At 66.7% G+C, this 16,451-nt stretch carries 16 protein-coding genes; 7 read left to right on the plus strand and 9 right to left on the minus strand.

Translation table 11 applies throughout. From position 1 onward, the window contains the following. Window positions 1–38: 38 nt before the first annotated feature. A complete protein-coding gene (locus IB275_RS12320; protein WP_192295205.1) occupies window positions 39–911 on the plus strand; it encodes a LysR family transcriptional regulator in 873 nt (290 codons plus the stop codon). A gap of 48 nt (window positions 912–959) precedes the next feature. On the opposite strand, the gene IB275_RS12325 is transcribed toward IB275_RS12320, so the two are convergent. Further along, window positions 960–1,346, minus strand: a complete 387-nt coding sequence (locus IB275_RS12325) for a hypothetical protein (RefSeq protein WP_192295206.1) — start codon at window positions 1,344–1,346, stop codon at window positions 960–962. Between the two features lie 227 nt (window positions 1,347–1,573). Between IB275_RS12325 and IB275_RS12330 the strand changes: the two genes are divergently transcribed. Next, entirely contained in the window at window positions 1,574–1,900 is a 327-nt protein-coding gene (locus tag IB275_RS12330) for an I78 family peptidase inhibitor (RefSeq protein ID WP_192295207.1), read from the plus strand. A gap of 67 nt (window positions 1,901–1,967) precedes the next feature. Here IB275_RS12330 and IB275_RS12335 read toward each other — a convergent pair whose 3' ends face one another. Next, a complete protein-coding gene (locus tag IB275_RS12335) occupies window positions 1,968–2,225 on the minus strand; it encodes a PA2433 domain-containing protein (RefSeq protein ID WP_192295208.1) in 258 nt (85 codons plus the stop codon). A 122-nt stretch (window positions 2,226–2,347) separates the two neighbouring features. Then, entirely contained in the window at window positions 2,348–3,271 is a 924-nt protein-coding gene (locus IB275_RS12340) for a LysR family transcriptional regulator (protein WP_192295209.1), read from the minus strand. Between the two features lie 123 nt (window positions 3,272–3,394). Here IB275_RS12340 and IB275_RS12345 point away from each other — a divergent pair, with 123 nt between their 5' ends. After that, the gene (locus tag IB275_RS12345; protein WP_192295210.1) at window positions 3,395–4,153 is read left to right on the plus strand and encodes a 3-oxoacyl-ACP reductase family protein; all 759 of its coding nucleotides are present in this window, start codon (window positions 3,395–3,397) and stop codon (window positions 4,151–4,153) included. 42 nt (window positions 4,154–4,195) lie between these two features. Here IB275_RS12345 and IB275_RS12350 read toward each other — a convergent pair whose 3' ends face one another. Continuing rightward, window positions 4,196–5,284, minus strand: a complete 1,089-nt coding sequence (locus tag IB275_RS12350; RefSeq protein ID WP_192295211.1) for an FUSC family protein — start codon at window positions 5,282–5,284, stop codon at window positions 4,196–4,198. Window positions 5,285–5,496: 212 nt separating this feature from the next. Here IB275_RS12350 and IB275_RS12355 point away from each other — a divergent pair, with 212 nt between their 5' ends. Then, window positions 5,497–7,560 carry a putative bifunctional diguanylate cyclase/phosphodiesterase gene (locus tag IB275_RS12355; RefSeq protein WP_192295212.1) on the plus strand — a complete coding sequence of 688 codons (2,064 nt, stop codon included), beginning with the start codon at window positions 5,497–5,499 and terminating at the stop codon, window positions 7,558–7,560. Between the two features lie 5 nt (window positions 7,561–7,565). Here IB275_RS12355 and IB275_RS12360 read toward each other — a convergent pair whose 3' ends face one another. After that, window positions 7,566–8,432 carry a LysR family transcriptional regulator gene (locus IB275_RS12360; protein ID WP_192295213.1) on the minus strand — a complete coding sequence of 289 codons (867 nt, stop codon included), beginning with the start codon at window positions 8,430–8,432 and terminating at the stop codon, window positions 7,566–7,568. Window positions 8,433–8,541: 109 nt separating this feature from the next. On the opposite strand from IB275_RS12360, the gene IB275_RS12365 reads away from it, so the two are divergent. The 3 genes from IB275_RS12365 to IB275_RS12375 are packed head-to-tail and all read left to right on the plus strand — an operon-like array spanning window position 8,542 to window position 10,875. Beyond that, on the plus strand, window positions 8,542–9,177 hold the full coding sequence (locus IB275_RS12365) for an ankyrin repeat domain-containing protein (RefSeq protein ID WP_192295214.1): 636 nt from the start codon (window positions 8,542–8,544) through the stop codon (window positions 9,175–9,177). A gap of 25 nt (window positions 9,178–9,202) precedes the next feature. Beyond that, window positions 9,203–9,658 carry a nucleoside deaminase gene (locus IB275_RS12370; protein ID WP_192295215.1) on the plus strand — a complete coding sequence of 152 codons (456 nt, stop codon included), beginning with the start codon at window positions 9,203–9,205 and terminating at the stop codon, window positions 9,656–9,658. Next, window positions 9,655–10,875 (plus strand): CynX/NimT family MFS transporter, encoded by a 1,221-nt coding sequence (locus IB275_RS12375; RefSeq protein WP_192295216.1) that lies wholly within the window; start codon window positions 9,655–9,657, stop codon window positions 10,873–10,875. The genes IB275_RS12370 and IB275_RS12375 overlap by 4 nt, the downstream gene beginning before the upstream one ends. A gap of 53 nt (window positions 10,876–10,928) precedes the next feature. Here the strand turns inward: IB275_RS12375 and IB275_RS12380 are convergent, their stop codons facing one another. From IB275_RS12380 to IB275_RS12395, 4 genes are all read right to left on the minus strand, one after another. Continuing rightward, on the minus strand, window positions 10,929–11,129 hold the full coding sequence (locus IB275_RS12380; RefSeq protein ID WP_045207810.1) for a hypothetical protein: 201 nt from the start codon (window positions 11,127–11,129) through the stop codon (window positions 10,929–10,931). Window positions 11,130–11,246: 117 nt separating this feature from the next. Next, window positions 11,247–11,441, minus strand: a complete 195-nt coding sequence (locus IB275_RS12385) for a hypothetical protein (protein WP_192295217.1) — start codon at window positions 11,439–11,441, stop codon at window positions 11,247–11,249. 266 nt (window positions 11,442–11,707) lie between these two features. Then, window positions 11,708–13,135, minus strand: a complete 1,428-nt coding sequence (locus IB275_RS12390) for an efflux transporter outer membrane subunit (protein ID WP_192295218.1) — start codon at window positions 13,133–13,135, stop codon at window positions 11,708–11,710. A 5-nt stretch (window positions 13,136–13,140) separates the two neighbouring features. Next, window positions 13,141–16,344, minus strand: coding sequence for an efflux RND transporter permease subunit (locus IB275_RS12395; RefSeq protein ID WP_192295219.1), 3,204 nt, complete (start codon window positions 16,342–16,344; stop codon window positions 13,141–13,143). Window positions 16,345–16,451 lie beyond the last annotated feature (107 nt).

The following is a 16,451-nucleotide window of genomic DNA, read 5'->3' on the forward strand; positions in this document are numbered from 1 at the left end:
ATCGAAAATGGGCGGTTGCGCAACCTTGGAGTGCGTCGATGCAATACCGTCTGGAATACGCCGATCTGGCCCTGGTGCTGGCGCTGGTACGCGGAGGCAGCCTTGCGCGCGCCGCGGAATTGCTCGAGGTCGACGTCTCCACCGTGTTCCGCGCCGTGCGCCGGCTGGAAAAGGCGCTGGGCACCGCGCTGTTCGAGAAGGGCCGCAACGGCTACCTGGCGACCGCCACCGCGCAGCAACTGGCGACCCAGGCGGAACTCGCCGAACAGGCGCTGGAAGCGGCTCGTCTGGGGCTGGAGCAGGGCCACGACGTGCTCAGCGGCACCGTGCGCCTGACCTGTTCCGACACCGTGCTGCAAGGCCTGCTGCTACCGGCCCTGGCGCGCTTCATGAAGCGCTACCCGGTGCTGAACCTGGAGCTGACCACCTCCAACGCCTTCGCCAACCTCAGCCGCCGCGACGCCGACATCGCCCTGCGCCTGACCAACGCGCCGCCGGAGCATCTTGTCGGACGCAAGCTGGGCGAGGTGCACTACGTCCTCTGTGCCCATCGCGATTACCTGGCCGAGCAGGGCGAACGCCCCTGGCAAGACATGAGCTGGATCGCCCCGGACGACTTTCTGCCCGACCACTCCAGCGTCGCCTGGCGCCGCCAGGCGTTTCCGACGGTGCTTCCGGCCTACCGCTGCAACAGCATGCTGTCGGTGCTCGATCTGTGCCGCGCGGGGCTGGGGCTGGCTGCGCTGCCGGCGTTCCTGCTGCGCCCGGACGACGGGCTGCAGGTGCTGGAGCCGGAACTGCCCGGTTGCAGCATCCATCTCTGGTTGCTGACCCGGCCGGACTGCCGGGCGCTGCGGGCGGTGGTGACACTGTTCGAGGAACTGGCCGGGAGCATTCGTCTGCCGGCCTGAATGAAAAGACCCCGCCAGAGAAGCGGGGTCTTTGGTCTGTAGCAGTGCTTACCAGTGGCGGTAGTGCCCCGGCGGGCCGTAGTAGCCGGGGCCGTAATAGCGCGGCGGACCATAGTAGCGGGGTGGGCCGTAATAACGCGGGCCGGGCACCACCACGACCGGGCGATAGACCGGCTGGTACACCGGTTGATACACGGGCTGATAGACCGGCGCCGGCTGGTAGTACACCGGTGGCGGCGGGTAATAGGCGACTGGGGGCGGTGGAGCGTAATAGGGCGCCGGCGCGGGTTGCGAGCCGGCGACCACGGCACCCCCGACAACGGCGCCGACCACCGCGCCGATTGCCGCGGCATCGGTGTTGCTGTTGGCCGCGGCCTGGTCGGCGAGGGCAAGGCTGGCGCAGAGCAGGGCGATCTGGGGGAGACGGTGAAGCATGATGCACCTCCTGAGGAACCCGGCGAGGAACCAGGTATCTATGAGACATCGGCCTCGAAAGAATCGTAACGCCGCCGGTGTAAAGGTTGTGTAAATGGCGCCGTACGGCTCTGCGTCGGGCATTGCATGTATCAGCCTGCAATACATCCATCGCGCTGCCGCAGCCTTCGGGCTGGTAAGGTGGCGCCTTTCGCGTTTTTTTCCATGAAGAACCAGGGAGACCTTCCATGCCCTTCAACCGAGTGACTCTCTTGTCGCTTCTCGCTGTCGCCGCGCTCGCCGGCTGCAGTTCCAAGGATTCCTCGTCCGATGCCGCCCAGCCGGCCGCGGATGATTCGTCGGCCATGACCGGCACCTGCAACGCCAAGGCGGTGCAATCGATCATCGGCAAGGTCGTCAACCCGACCCTGACCGAGGAAGCCCGCCGCGATGCCGGCGCCAGCGTTGCCCGTGTGCTCACCCCGCACCAGCCGGTGACCATGGAGTACAACTCGCAGCGCCTGAACATCGATGTCGATGACAACCAGGTGGTGAAGCAGGTCTCCTGCGGCTGAGTCCTTCGCCGGCCGGCGCCCATGAAAAAGCCCCGCCTAGGCGGGGCTTTTTCGTTTCCAGTGCGGATCAACGGTTGGCGGGCTTCTTGATCACGCGCAGCGCCTGGCTCGACTGGTTGACGCACTCCTCGTAGTTGCCGGCCTTCTTCGCCGCCTCGGCCTTGGCGACGTACTCGTGAACCGTATTGACCTTCACGCCGGTGGCGTTCTTGCTGGCGGTCTTGAGGAAGTCGTTGATCTGCTGCAGGTTGCCGTCGCACAGCGCGCTGTCAGCGAAGGCCGGTACGGAAAACACCATGGCCAGGAGCAGGGCATATTTTTTCATCCAGGTTCTCCTCGATTCTTGATGCGCAAGCTTCTGGTCTGCGTAGCTTGCTAAGTATCGACCCGCTGGCGACTGGCAAGATTCATTTAAATTTCCGCAACAAAGGTTGAGGTCGTAGCGCTTCACAGCGCACTGAAGCGCTGCTCCAGGCCCTGGCTGCGGAAGTGCTCGATGACGCAGTCGACGAATACCCGCGTCTTGGCCGGCAGCAGCTTCTGCGCGGCGTAGTAGAGCGCAGTGTTGCCGGCGTCCACGTACCACTCCGGCAACACACGCACCAGGCGGCCGCTGTCGAGGTAGGGCACGGCGTGCTGCATGCTTACCAGGGTCACGCCCAGTCCCATCAGGGCGGCGACGCAGGCGGCTTCCGGGTCGCTGAAGGTCATGCGTTCCTTCAGTGCGATCGGCGCCTGAGCCTGCTGGCGGTTGGTCAGCGGCCAGGGCCTCACGCGGCCGGTCTGCGGTGAACGGATGCGGATGCCGTCGTGGCTGGGCAGGTCCGACGGATAGCGGATTGCCGGGCGGCCGTCGAGGTAGGCCGGCGAGGCCAGCAGCACCAGGTGCGCCGGGCTCAGCTTGCGCGCCACGACGCCGGGCGGAAGCTCGAAGCCGCCGCCAATGGCCGCGTCGAAGCCTTCGGCGATGAGGTCCACCTGGCGGTTGTCGAAGTGCCAGTCCGGGCGGATCGCCGGGTAGCGCCCGAGGAAGTCGCCCAGCAGCGGCAATATGTAGTCGCGGCCGAACACCAGCCCCATGCTCACCTTCAGCATGCCGCTGGGCTGGCCGTCGGCGCTGGCCAGATTGGCGATGGCGCTCTGCAGGCTGGCCAGGCCACCGCCGGCTTCGTCGAGAAATCGTTCGCCGGATTCGGTCAGGGCCAGGCTGCGGGTACTACGCTGGAACAGCCGCACGCCCAGGTTGTTCTCCAGTCGCGCCACGTTCTTGCTCACCGCCGCCGGGGTCAGCCCCAGGCGGCGCGCGGCGGCGGCGAAGCTGCCGGCCTCCGCGCTGCGGACGAAGCATTCGATACTGATCAGGCTTTCCATGGGTGGTATTCCGGACGTTTGGTATCGACTGAATATAGCGATTGCTGACTACCGAGTAACGAGTCCGCGAGGGAAACTGGCCCCGTCGAACTTACTCCCCCACTGGATTCCTGGAGACACGAAATGACCACCACGCAAACCACCCAATCCCTCACCGGCAAAGTCGCTTTCGTACAGGGCGGCTCCCGCGGCATCGGCGCCGCCATCGTGCAGCGCCTGGCCCGCGAAGGCGCTGCCGTGGCCTTCACCTACGTCAGCTCGGCGCAGAAGGCCGAAGACCTCGCCGCCAGCATCGAAGCCGCCGGCGGCCGCGCCCTGGCCCTGAAAGCCGACAGCGGCGATGCAGCTTCCGTGCAACAGGCCATCGACACCGCAGCCCAGCGCCTGGGCGGCATCGACATCCTGGTGAACAACGCCGGCGTACTGGCCATCGCCCCGGTGGAAGAATTCAGCCTGGAAGACCTCGACCGCACCCTGGCGGTGAACGTGCGCAGCGTCTTCGTCGCCACCCAGGCCGCCGCGCGGCACATGGGGCAGGGCGGTCGCATCATCACCATCGGCAGCACCAACGCCGATCGCATGCCCTTCGGCGGCGGCGCGGTCTACGCCATGAGCAAGTCGGCCATCGTCGGCCTGACCAAGGGCCTGGCCCGTGACCTCGGCCCGCGCGGCATCACCGTGAACAACGTGCAGCCCGGCCCGGTGGATACCGACATGAACCCAGCCGACAGCGACTTCGCTGCCTCCCTGATGGACCTGATGGCGGTGGGTCGTTATGGCCGCGCGGAAGAAATCGCCGCCTTCGTCGCCTACCTGGCCGGTCCGGAAGCGGGCTACATCACCGGTGCCAGCCTGACCATCGACGGCGGCTTCGGGGCCTGATCGATTCCTGATCGACTCTTGGTAAAAACGGCGCGGCGGGGCTCAGGCCCGGTCGCGGCTCTGGATGTTCCAGTGCTCGGAGGTGGCGGCGAGCTTTTCCGAAAGCATCTCCACCTGTTCATAGAGACGCAGGGTGAGCCAGTAGAAACCCTGCTTCTCGAAGGAGTCGGTCAGGTTGTGCGGCCGCACCGGCAGGTTGTCCAGACCCTGGCAGGCCTGCACCAGCTTGCTGGTGCGACTGAACTTGAGGGCATGGGCCGATTGCAGCAGCAGACGGCCGATGATCTGCCGGTGCGAGTCGAGGCTGGCCGGCACCGGTTCTATCTCCCCGGCCTGGGCGGCGAACTGCCTGGAGGCGATCAGCGATTCCAGGGTACCCATGATCGCGCGGTGGATGCGCTGGAGAATCTCCAGCTCGCGCAGCGGCATGCCGGTCTCCCGCGACACCGGCCCCAGGTGCGCACGCGATGCCACCAGACGGTGGTCCAGCTCCTCCAACTGGCGGGCGAAATGCTCGGGCGTGAAGTCGTGGTTGGAAGACAGCTGCCCGTACATCCGCGCGCAGGCGCGCAGGTTGTCCGAGAGCAGGTAGCGCCAGACATAGACCGCCCGCAACGGGTAGATCTGCGAGAACAGCAGGGCCACGGCGACGCCGATCAGTACGTTGGCCGAGCGCCATAGCCCTTCGGTGAATCCCGTCTCGCCGGGGCCGGCGACGATGCACATCGTAATCCCCGCCAGCAGCGCGACGTAGCCGGGCCGGCGGATCGCATAGAAGGCCGAGGCCGCGCCCAGCACCGACATGGCCAGGTAGGTGAGGGTGAGCGAACGGGTCTGGTCGTAGATCGCGATCACGCACAGCCCCAGCGCCGCGCCGACCAGGGTGCCCATCACCCGCTCGTAGGACTTGCCGCGAATCGTCCCCTGGTGCACCAGCCCGCCCATCACCACCAGCACCGTCACCGAGGCCCAGAGACCGTGGGGCAATTTCAGCGCGCTGGTCAGCAGCATCGAGGCGAGCAGTGCGAGGCCGACGCGCACGCAGTGAATCCAGGCGGCGTAACGGTAGCGGGTGTAGGGGTTGGCCAGGCGGCGGAACGGCAGGGTGAGGATCGAGGGTTGCTTCGCCAAGGGAAGCGGCTCCGGTTGTGGGGGACTCTGCAAGGGTAGTCGGTTGCGCCGGCCAGAGCCTGCGATGGATCATTCTGGCGAGCCGCCGAACGGGCTCAAGGCAGCTGCGGGCACGCCGATAGAAATTCCACCGGAAGCGCTGGTTCCTCTTCACCGGTCTTCGCTAGAATTCCGCACTTTTGCGCCCGCCCCAGGGGCACCGAGATTTCCCCATGCTTGCCGGTAGTTACGATCCCTCCCTTGTCCTGATTTCGCTGTGCGTCGCCATGCTGGCGTCCTACACGGCCCTGGACCTGGCCGGGCGCATCGCGACCACCCGTGGCTGGCCGGTGCTGCTGTGGATCGGCGGCGGCGGGGTGGCCATGGGCATCGGCGTGTGGTCGATGCACTTCATCGGCATGCTCGCCTTCAGCCTGCCTATTCCGCTGGGCTACGACCTCACCCTGACGCTGCTGTCGCTGGCCATTGCCGTGCTCAGCTCGGGCTTCGCCCTGGCGCTGGTCAGCCAGGACCGCCTGCCGCTCTGGCAGCTGATCTGCGGTGCGCTGGCCATGGGCGCCGGGATCAGCTGCATGCACTACCTGGGCATGCACGCGATGCTGATGCAGCCGGGTATCGACTACGACCCGACGCTGTTCGGCCTGTCCCTGGCGATCGCCGTGGCGGCTTCCGGCGCGGCACTGTGGATCGCTTTCAAGCTGCGGCAGAACACTCCTTATGTGCGCCTGGCCCGTGCTGGCGCCGCGCTGGTGATGGGCGTGGCGATTGTCGGCATGCACTACACCGGCATGGCGGCCGCACGCTTCCCCGAGGGCAGCTTCTGCGGCGCCTCCCCCAGCGGGTTGAACAGTGACTGGCTGGCCCTGCTGATCATCATCGTCACCCTGGCGGTGATCGGCATCGCGCTGCTCACCTCGGTGCTGGACGCACGCCTGGAGTCGCGCACGGCGCAGCTCACCTCGTCGCTGGCCCAGGCCAACCAGGAACTGACCCAGCTCGCCCTGCACGACAACCTCACGCGCCTGCCCAACCGCATCCTGCTGGAGGACCGCATCGAACAGATGATCGGCAAGGTGCAACGCGCTGGCGGGCACTTCGCGCTGATGTTCCTCGACCTCGACGGCTTCAAGCCGGTCAACGATGCCTTCGGCCACCATGTCGGCGATCTGCTGCTCAAGGCTGTCGCCCAGCGCCTGCGCGACAGCCTGCGCAGTGAAGACACCGTGGCGCGCATCGGCGGCGACGAGTTCGTGGTGCTCGCCGAACTGGCCGAGGCCGAGGACGCGGTGACCGTCGCCGGGCAGCAGATCAGCCTGCTGGCCCAGCCGTTCCAGGTCGCTGGCCAGGAGCTGCGCATCGCCGCCAGCATCGGCATCGTGGTCTATCCCGGCGACGGCGCCAGCCAGCATGAACTGCTGCGCAACGCCGACGCAGCGATGTACCACGCCAAGGGCAACGGCAAGAACGGCTACAGTTTTTTCGAGCAGTCGATGAACACCAACGCGCGCAACCACCTGCAGTTGCTGCACGACCTGCGCGCAGCTCTGGAGCGCCGCGAGTACATCCTGCATTACCAGCCCAAGTTCGCCGCCAGCGGAGAGCCCATCGGCGCCGAGGCGCTGCTGCGCTGGCAGCATCCGCAGCGTGGCCTGTTGATGCCTGACACCTTCATCGCCCTGGCCGAGCGCACCGGGCTGATCATCCCCATCGGCGACTGGGTACTGGACGAGGCCTGCCGGCAGATGCGCGACTGGTACCTGCAGGGCCATGAAAGCTGGCGCGTGGCGGTGAACCTCTCGGCGCTGCAGTTCTGCCATGCGGCCCTGGTGCAGTCGGTGGCCGACGCGCTGCAGCGCCACCAGCTGCCGGCGCGCTGCCTGACCCTGGAAATCACCGAGACCACCGCCATGCGCGACGCCGATTCCAGCCTGGAAATCCTCGGCAGGCTGTCGGACATGGGCGTCGACCTGTCCATCGACGACTTCGGCACCGGCTACTCCAGTCTGCTGTACCTCAAGCGCCTGCCGGCCAACGAGTTGAAGATCGACCGTGGCTTTGTCCGCGACCTGGAGCAGGACAGCGACGACGCCGCCATCGTCTCGGCCATCGTCGCCCTGGGCCAGGCGCTGGACCTGCGCATCGTCGCCGAGGGGGTGGAAACCTCCGGCCAGCAGAACTTCCTCACTCGCCTGGGCTGCGACTCGCTGCAGGGCTTCCTGCTCGGCAAGCCGGTGCCGGCCGAGCAGTTTCTCGAGCGTCTCAGCGCGCCGGCCTGAGCCCTTCAGCTTTCCGGCGCAATCGCCGCCAGCTGCGCGCACAGTTCGCGCAGTTGCTCGCACAGGCTGCGCCCGGCACTGCCCAGTTCGGGGCGCGCATAGAGCGCCAGTTCCAGCCCCTCGATGGGTGCGAAACCTTCCTCGGCGGTCAATACGCGGTGGCCTTCGTGGCGGCCGCGCAGGGGCAGCAGGCTGACGCCCATGCCCGCCGCCACCGCCGCTGAAAGGCTCGCCAGGCTGGCGCTGCTGTAGCTGATGCGCCAGCGCCGGCCGCTGGCTTCCAGGGCGTGGATCATTTCCTGGCGATACAACGCCCCCAGCGGGAAGACCACCAGCGGCAGCGGGTCACGGGCGGCGGCGGGGGTGGCGGCGCTGTCCTGCCAGGCCAGGGGTTCGGGCCAGTGGGCGAGGCAGTCGCTGTCCGCGCCCCATTGCTTGACCAGCGCCAGGTCCAGTTCGCCGCTGCGGTACTGGCGCAGCAGTTCCTGGCTGAGGCCGCTGGAGACTTCCAGGCGCAGCCTCGGGCGTTCCGCGCTGAAGGCTGCCAGCAGCGGCATCATCCGTTCGCCGGCGAAGTCCTCCGGCATCCCCAGACGCAGCACGCCCTCGCTGTGCTCGCTGCTCAGCGCCTCGCGCGCCTCCGAGCCGAGTTCGAGGATGCGCCGCGCGTAGCCCAGCAGCTGCTCGCCCTGTTCGGTGGGCAGCACCTGGCGCTGGCTGCGGTCCAGCAGGCGGCAGTCCAGGCTCTGCTCCAGCCGCAGGATCTGCTGGCTGACGGTGGACTGGGTGAGGTGCAGCAACTCGGCGGCGCGGGTGAAGTTGCCGGCGTCCACCACCATCACGAAGCTGCGCAGCAGGTTGGGGTCAAGCATTGCGATTCCCACTGAAAGTCATGTTTCTATTTAATTTCAGCATAGAACATCCCTTCGTCATACTGGCTGCAGTGATTAGAGGCACGACAGCCATCACGGGGGAGCGCCCATGGATATGCCGACTGTTCAGACCGAAGAAGTGCACAGCCGTGCCGCCGCAGACGCGCTGTTGGGCGCTGCCAGCGACGGTCGCGAAGCCGAGGTGGCGGCCCTGCTCAAACGCGGCGTACCGGTGGATGTGAGTGACGGGCAGGGCAACACGCCGCTGCTGCTGGCCACCGCCGGCAACCGTGTGGAAGTCGCGCGGCTGCTGATTGCCGCTGGCGCCGACGTCAACCGGCAGAACCGCATCCATGACAGCGCCTACCTGCTGGCCGGTGCGGCGGGGCGCCTGGAGATTCTCCGGTTGACCCTGGCCCACGGCGCCGACCTGCGCAGCACCAACCGCTATGGCGGCACGGCACTGATCCCGGCCTGCGAGCGCGGCCATGTGGAGGTGGTAGCGACGCTGCTCAAGGCTGGCGTCGACCCCGATCACATCAACAAGCTGGGCTGGACCGGGCTGCTCGAAGCCATCCTGCTCAGCGACGGCGGCCCGCGTCACCAGGCCATCGTGAAACAGCTCATAGAAGCCGGGGCGAACCTGAACCTGGCCGACAACGACGGCGTCACGCCGCTGCAACACGCCCGCCAGCGCAACCAGACCACCATCGCCAGGATGCTGGAAGTCGCCGGCGCGCATTGATCGAACCGATTCGCTGGAAACTGCCATGTCACACGAAGTCTTCATGCGCGAGGCCCTGCAACTGGCCCGCGATAACATCGAGGCCGGCGGCCGCCCGTTCGGCGCCGTGCTGGTCAAGGACGGGCGGGTGATCGCCCGCGCCGCCAATTCCATCCATCTGGATTTCGACCCCACCGCCCACGCCGAGCTGATGGCGATCCGCCGTGCCTCGGCGGTGCTGGGCATGTCGCGGCTGGACGGCTGCGTGATCTACGCCAGCGGCCATCCATGCCCGATGTGCCTGGCGGCCATGCACCTGTGCGGCGTGGAAGGCGCGTACTTCGCCTATTCCAACGACGATGGCGAGCCGTTCGGGCTGTCGACTGCCGCCGTGTACCAGCAGATGACCCAGCCGCCGCAGTGGCAGTCGGTTCCGCTGCGTGCGCTGCGTCCGAGCGGTGAAGAGGGTCTCTACAACCATTGGCAGGAGCAGCGCTCATGAGCCGCGGCATGACGCTACCGGCCCAGGGTGACGCGGCGGGGCAGAGCAGCCACGCCGGCTGGATCGGCCTGCTGGTGATAGTCGCGCTGGGCATCAACCTGCGGCCGATCCTCACCTCCATCGGCCCGTTGCTGGCCGATATCCACGATGCCACCGGCCTGGGCTTCCAGGGCCTGTCGATGCTGACGGTGCTGCCGGTGCTGTGCATGGGCCTGTTCGCCCTGGGCCTGCCGTGGGTCGGGCCGCGCCTGGGCGAGAGCCGCGGCATGGTGCTCGGCCTGCTGGCCATCGGCGCGGCATGCTTCTGGCGGTTGCTGCTGGACAGCGGCTTCGCACTGATCGCCAGCGCGGTGCTGGCGGGTTGCGGTGTGGCGGTGATTCAGGCGTTCGTGCCGGGCGTGATCAAGCGCTGGTTCCCGCACAAGGTACCGTCCGCCATGGGCCTGTACTCGGCATCGCTGATGGCCGGTGGTGGTAGCGCGGCCGTGCTGGCGCCGGTGGTATCGGAGCACTTCCACCGCTGGCAGGACGGCCTTGGCGCCTGGCTGCTGCTGGCTGTCGTCGGCCTGCTGCTGTGGTCCGTCGCCCGCCCGCGCGAGACGCCGGTAGCCGTGCCGCCCAGGCAGAAGGTGCAGCACTATTTCGGCAGCCGTCGCGCCTGGCTGCTGGCCTTGTACTTCGGCCTGATCAACGGCGGCTATACCAGCATGGTGGCCTGGTTGCCGGTGTATTACCGCCAGCTTGGCTGGACGGCCCAGGCCAGCGGCCAGCTGATCGGCCTGATGACCATCTTCCAGGTGATCGCCGCGCTGACCATCCCGTTGCTGATCCGCCGTTCGCTGGACCGCCGTGGCTGGCTGTGCCTGTGCCTGCTGATCCAGCTCGCCGGCTTCGTCGGGTTGATCTGCGCGCCGCTGCACCTGCCGGGCATCTGGGTGGCGATGATCGGCTACGGCCTGGGCGCCTGCTTCGCCCTGAGCCTGACCCTGACCCTGGACCACCTCGCCGACGCCGGCGCGGCCGGGCGCCTGGCGGCCTTCGTGCAGGGGATTGGCTTCATCGTCACCGGCATCGTGCCCTACGTTACCGGCTGGCTGCGCGACAGCACGGGCAGCTTCCAGGCTTCCTGGGTCCTGCTGGCGGTGTCGGTGGTGCTGATGCTGGGCGTGACCCTGCGCTTCTCGCCCAGGGGCTATGCGCGAGCGATGCAGCGCTGAGACTGGATGAAACGAAAATGGCGCCCGAGGGCGCCATTTTTTTGCCTGCGTCGTTACACGGAGGTAGCGATGTAGATGCGGTAGGCGATGATCGACAGCATGCTCAGCGTGCCGACCCACATCAGGAACACGCCCACCGGGCGTTGGCGGATGGTGAAGCCGATGCCCAGCATGAACATGCCGAAGACGATGATGCCGAGGGTGATGAAGAGAGACGTGGGGTCCAGCGGGATGAAATGGGCAGTGGCGTCCACGGCGTGTCCTTGTCTGAAAGATCTGATATAGAGAGTCTAGGCCAGAGCAGGACCGAACTCCTTTGATCCCTGGCAAGCCGGTCCGGATCATAGCGGCCCACGGCGCTCAGCCCAAGCTCAGGTCTCCAGCAGGAGCCGGCCCTTGCCCGTGAGGGCAAGCTGCAGGCCGCGCAGTTCGGCGAATCCGAGGTGGACCAGCAGCCGCTTCAAACGAGGGTGGATGACCTCGCCGCGCCTGACCCGCAGGAGGAGCCGGCACAGCTCGTTGTCGCCGGAGGGTGATGGACTTCTCTCGACCTCATTGTTGGGCACTGAGCGGTTTCCCTGATTCCCGATGTCAGTGAATTCTGAATTCGAACCAGCTTCAGCTTATTTTCGTTTGCTATCGGAAAATACTGATCGATATCCAGGTTTCTGACAGATTCTCGAAACGGTGTCCTTTCGCGCTTGCCTTCGTGGGGCAGAAAGTGACGGGTTGTGCGGGAACTGCCCGGCTGCGGGCATAAAAAAGCCCCGCGGTCCGGAGCGTCAGACCGCAGGGCTGGAAGGTCGGGAGATTCCCGACCGGGGAGGATCGATCAGGCCGCCGGCGTCGGCTGCCAGCCGCCGCCAAGGGCCTTGTAGATCGCCACGATGCCGCGGTACACATCGACTTCCGCCAGGGCCTGGGCGTCCTCGGCGGCCAGCTGTTCGCGTTCGGCGTCCAGCAGGTTGAGGAAGTCCACGGTGCCCTCGCGGTATTGCAGGCCGGCCTGTTGCGCGGCATTGCGGCTGGCTTCGGACTGGCGCACCAGCGACACCAGGCGCTGCTGGCGCTTGCCGTAGTCGCTGAAGGCGTTCGACGACTCTTCCAGCGCCAGCAGGACCTGCTGCTCGTAGGTCGCCAGGGCGCCGTCGGCGTCGGCCTTGGAGGCTCGCAGGCGGGCCCGCACGCTGCCCAGGTCGAAGGCCGCCCAGGTGATGCTCGGGGCCACGCCCCAGGCGCTGGCGGCGGACGAGCCGATCTGCGAACCACGGCCGGCGGTGTAGCCAAGGAAGCCGCCGAGGCTGACTTTCGGGAACAGGTCGGCGGTGGCCACGCCCACGTCCGCGGTGGCGGCTGCGAGGCGCCGTTCGGCGGAGGCGACGTCCGGCCGGCGACGCAGCAGCTCGCCCGGATCGCCGATGGGCAGGGCCTTGGCGATGGCCGGCAGTTTCTTCGGCGACAGGTCCACGCTCAGCGCATCCGGGCGCTGGCCGAGGAGGGTGGCGATGCGGTTGCGCTGGCGCACTTCCTCGGCCTGCAGTTGCGGCACACTGGCTTCGGTGGCGGCCAGGCGTGCTTCGGCGCGCTGCACGTCCAGCTCGCTGCCGACGCCGGCGTCGCGCAGCTGGATGGTCAGGTCACGGGACTCGCGCTGGTTGTCCAGGTTGCTCTTGGCGATGCTTTCGCGCAATTGCGCACCGCGCAGCTGCCCATAGGCATCGGCCAGCTCGGCGATCAGGCTGACCTGCAGCTGCTGCAGGTCGGCGACTATGGCTTCGCTCTGCGCGTCGCTGGATTCCAGCTGGCGACGCACGCGGCCGAACAGGTCGACTTCCCAGATCATGTCCAGGCCCAGGTCGTAGCGCTCCTGGTTGACCCGGTCCTCGGTCTGGCCGGGCACCTGGCCCTTGCCGACCTGGCCTTCGGCGCGGCTGGTGACCGTGGGGAAACGGTCATTGGCAACGTCATCGCGGATCGCCCGCGAAGCCAGCACGCGGGCATAGGCCACGCGCAGCTCGCGGTTTTCCTTGAGGGCCTGGTCGACCAGCTGGGTCAGTACCGGGTCGTCGAACTGCTTCCACCAGGCGTCTTCGAAGCGGGTGCGGTCGTAGTTCTGCGCCTGGGCGTTGCTGTCCAGCCGGGCCGGCGCGGTGTCCGGCTTCTGGTAGTCGGGGCCGACCATGCACGCGCTGAGGACCAGCGCGAGCAGGGAAGGGACGAACAGTTTCACGGCACTCTTGCTCACAGCATTGATGGTCATGACGCTCATGCCTGGTGGGCCTCGTTATGGGTCGTGTGGCTCAGGGCGGCGCGTTCCTGCTTCTTCGCCTCACGGGCTTCCATGAAGCGGCGGATCAGCACATAGAAGACCGGGGTCAGCAACAGGCCGAAGAAGGTCACGCCGAGCATCCCGGAGAACACCGCGACACCCATGGCATGGCGCATTTCGGCGCCGGCGCCGGACGACAGCACCAGGGGCACCACGCCCATGATGAAGGCGATGGAGGTCATCAGGATCGGCCGCAGACGCAGGCGGCAGGCTTCCAGTACCGCGCTCAGGCGGTCCATGCCTTCGTCCTGTTTGTCCTTGGCGAATTCGACGATCAGGATCGCGTTCTTGCACGCCAGGCCCACCAGCACGATCAGGCCGATCTGGGTGAAGATGTTGTTGTCGCCACCGGACAGGATCACGCCCGCGATGGCCGACAGCAGGGTCATCGGCACGATCAGGATCACCGCCAGCGGCAGACCCCAGCTCTCGTACAGCGCGGCCAGCACGAGGAAGGCGAGCAGCACGCAGAGCGGGAACACGTAGATCGCGGAGTTGCCGGCGAGGATCTGCTGGTAGGTCAGCTCGGTCCATTCGTAGGTCATGCCATTGGGCAGCTCCTGCTTGAGCAGGCGCTCGATGGCGGCCTCGGCCTGGCCGGAGCTGTAGCCCGGTGCGGCGGCGCCGTTGATCTCGGCGGTGATGAAGCCGTTGTAGTGCATCACGCGGTCGGGACCTGCGGTGTCGCTGATCTTGATGAAGGTGGCCAGCGGGACCATTTCACCCAGGTTGTTGCGCACCTTCAGCTGGCCGATCTGCTCGGGTTCGAGACGGAACTGCTGCTCGCCCTGGACGTTGACCTGGTAGGTGCGTCCGAAGCGGTTGAAGTCGTTCGCGTACAGCGAGCCTAAGTAGACCTGCAGGGTATCGAAGATGTCGCTGATCGCCACGCCGTGGGTCTTGGCCTTCTCGCGGTCGATGGCGGCATCCACCTGCGGCACGTTCACCTGGTAGCTGGTGAACACCGACATCGGGTTCAGCTCGGGCAGTGCGCGGGCCTTGTTGAGGATGTTCTGGGTCTGTGCGTAGAGCTCCTCGTAACCGGCGTTGCCGCGGTCCTCGATCTGCAGACGGAAGCCGCCGATGGTGCCCAGCCCCTGTACCGGCGGCGGCGGGAAGATCGCGATGTAGGCGTCCTGGATATCCGCGAACTGCTTGTTCAGCTCGGCGGCGATCTCGTTGGCCGACATCCCTGGGCCCTTACGCTCGCTGAAGTCTTTCAGCGGGGTGAAGACGATGCCGCTGTTGGGGCTGTTGGTGAAGCCGTTGATCGACAGGCCCGGGAAGGACACGGTGTGCTCGATGCCCGGGTGCTTGCCGGCGATTTCCGACATGCGCTTGATCACAGCTTCCGTGCGGTCCAGCGTGGCGGCGTCGGGCAGTTGCGCGAAGGCCACCAGGTACTGCTTGTCCTGCTGCGGCACGAAGCCGGTCGGGGTGCTGGAGAAGCCCAGGTAGGTCAGGCCGATCAGCCCCGCATACAGCAGCAGCGCGATGGAACTGCCACGCAGCACGCGGGTGACGGTGCCGACATAGCCGTGGCTGGCGCGGTCGAAGAAGCGGTTGAACGGACGGAACAGCCAGCCGCCCAGCAGCTTGTCCAGCAGCACCGAGAAGCGGTCCTTCGGCTCGTGGTGCCCCTTGAGCAGCACGGCGGACAGCGCTGGCGACAGGGTCAGCGAGTTGAACGCGGAGATCACCGTGGAGATCGCGATGGTCAGGGCGAACTGCCGGTAGAACTGCCCGGTGAGGCCGGAGATGAACGCGGTGGGAATGAACACGGCGCACAGTACCAGCGCGGTGGCGATGATCGGCCCGGTCACTTCCTTCATGGCGCGCTTGGTCGCCTCGATGGGTGTGAGGCCCAGCCCGATGTTCCGCTCGACGTTCTCCACCACCACGATGGCGTCGTCCACCACGATGCCGATGGCCAGTACCAGGCCGAACAGCGACAGCGCGTTGAGCGAGAAGCCGAAGGCGTGCATCACCGCGAAGGTGCCGATCAGCGACACCGGCACGGCGGCCAGTGGGATGATCGAGGCGCGCCAGGTCTGCAGGAACAGCACGACCACCAGCACCACCAGGATCAGGGCTTCGAACAGGGTGTGCACCACCGCTTCGATGGAGCCGCGGACGAAGATGGTCGGGTCGTAGACGATGGAGTAGTCCACGCCCTGGGGGAAGTCCTTCTTCAGCTCGGCCATCTTCTCGCGCACCAGGTTGGAGATGGCGATGGCGTTGGAACCGGGGCGCTGGAAGATCGGGATGGCGACCGCCGGCTGGTTGTCCAGCAGCGAGCGCAGGGCGTACTGGCTGGAGCCGAGTTCGACGCGGGCGATGTCCTTCAGGCGGGTGATCTCGCCGTCCGGGCCGCTGCGGATGATGATGTTCTCGAACTCTTCCTCGGTGACCAGGCGACCCTGGGTGTTGATCGACAGCTGGAAGCTGGTGTCGCTCGGCGAGGGCGGGGCGCCCAGCGAACCGGCGGCGACCTGGCGGTTCTGCTCGCGGATCGCGGCGACCACGTCGGTGGCGGTCAGGTTGCGCGAGGCGACCTTGTTCGGGTCCAGCCAGACGCGCAGGGAGTAGTCGCCCATGCCGAACAGCTGCACGTCGCCCACGCCGTCCAGGCGCGCCAACTCATCCTTGATGTTGAGGATGGCGTAGTTGGACAGGTAGAGCATGTCGTAGCGGTTATCCGGCGAGGTCAGGTGCACGACCATGGTCAGGTCGGGCGAGGCCTTGTCGACGGTGATGCCGATCCGCGTGACTTCCTCAGGCAGCTTGGGCTGCGTACGGGTCACGCGGTTCTGCACCTGCACCTGCGCGTTGTCCAGGTCGGTGCCCAGGGCGAAGGTGATGGTCAGGGTCATCTTGCCGTCGGCGGTGGACTGCGAGGACATGTAGAGCATGTTCTCGACGCCGGTGATGGCCTGTTCCAGCGGTGCGGCGACGGTCTCGCCGATCACCTTGGGGTTGGCGCCGGGGAAGTTGGCGCGCACCACCACGGTGGGCGGCACGACTTCGGGGTATTCGCTGATCGGTAGCTGGAACAGCGAGATGGCCCCGCCGATCAGAATGATCAGCGAAAGCACGGCGGCGAAGATCGGCCGCTGGATGAAGAATTGCGAAAAGTTCATGGCTGGTTCCTGTCGCGAACGCTGCGGTTCGCCAAACCCGGGACAAAGGTCACCCAAGGCCCTGGTGGGACAGGGCCTGGTACATCGATTCAGGACTTACGGGTTGG

The organism is Pseudomonas sp. PDM21, assembly GCF_014852505.2.
In the GTDB taxonomy this organism is placed as follows: Bacteria; Pseudomonadota; Gammaproteobacteria; order Pseudomonadales; family Pseudomonadaceae; genus Pseudomonas.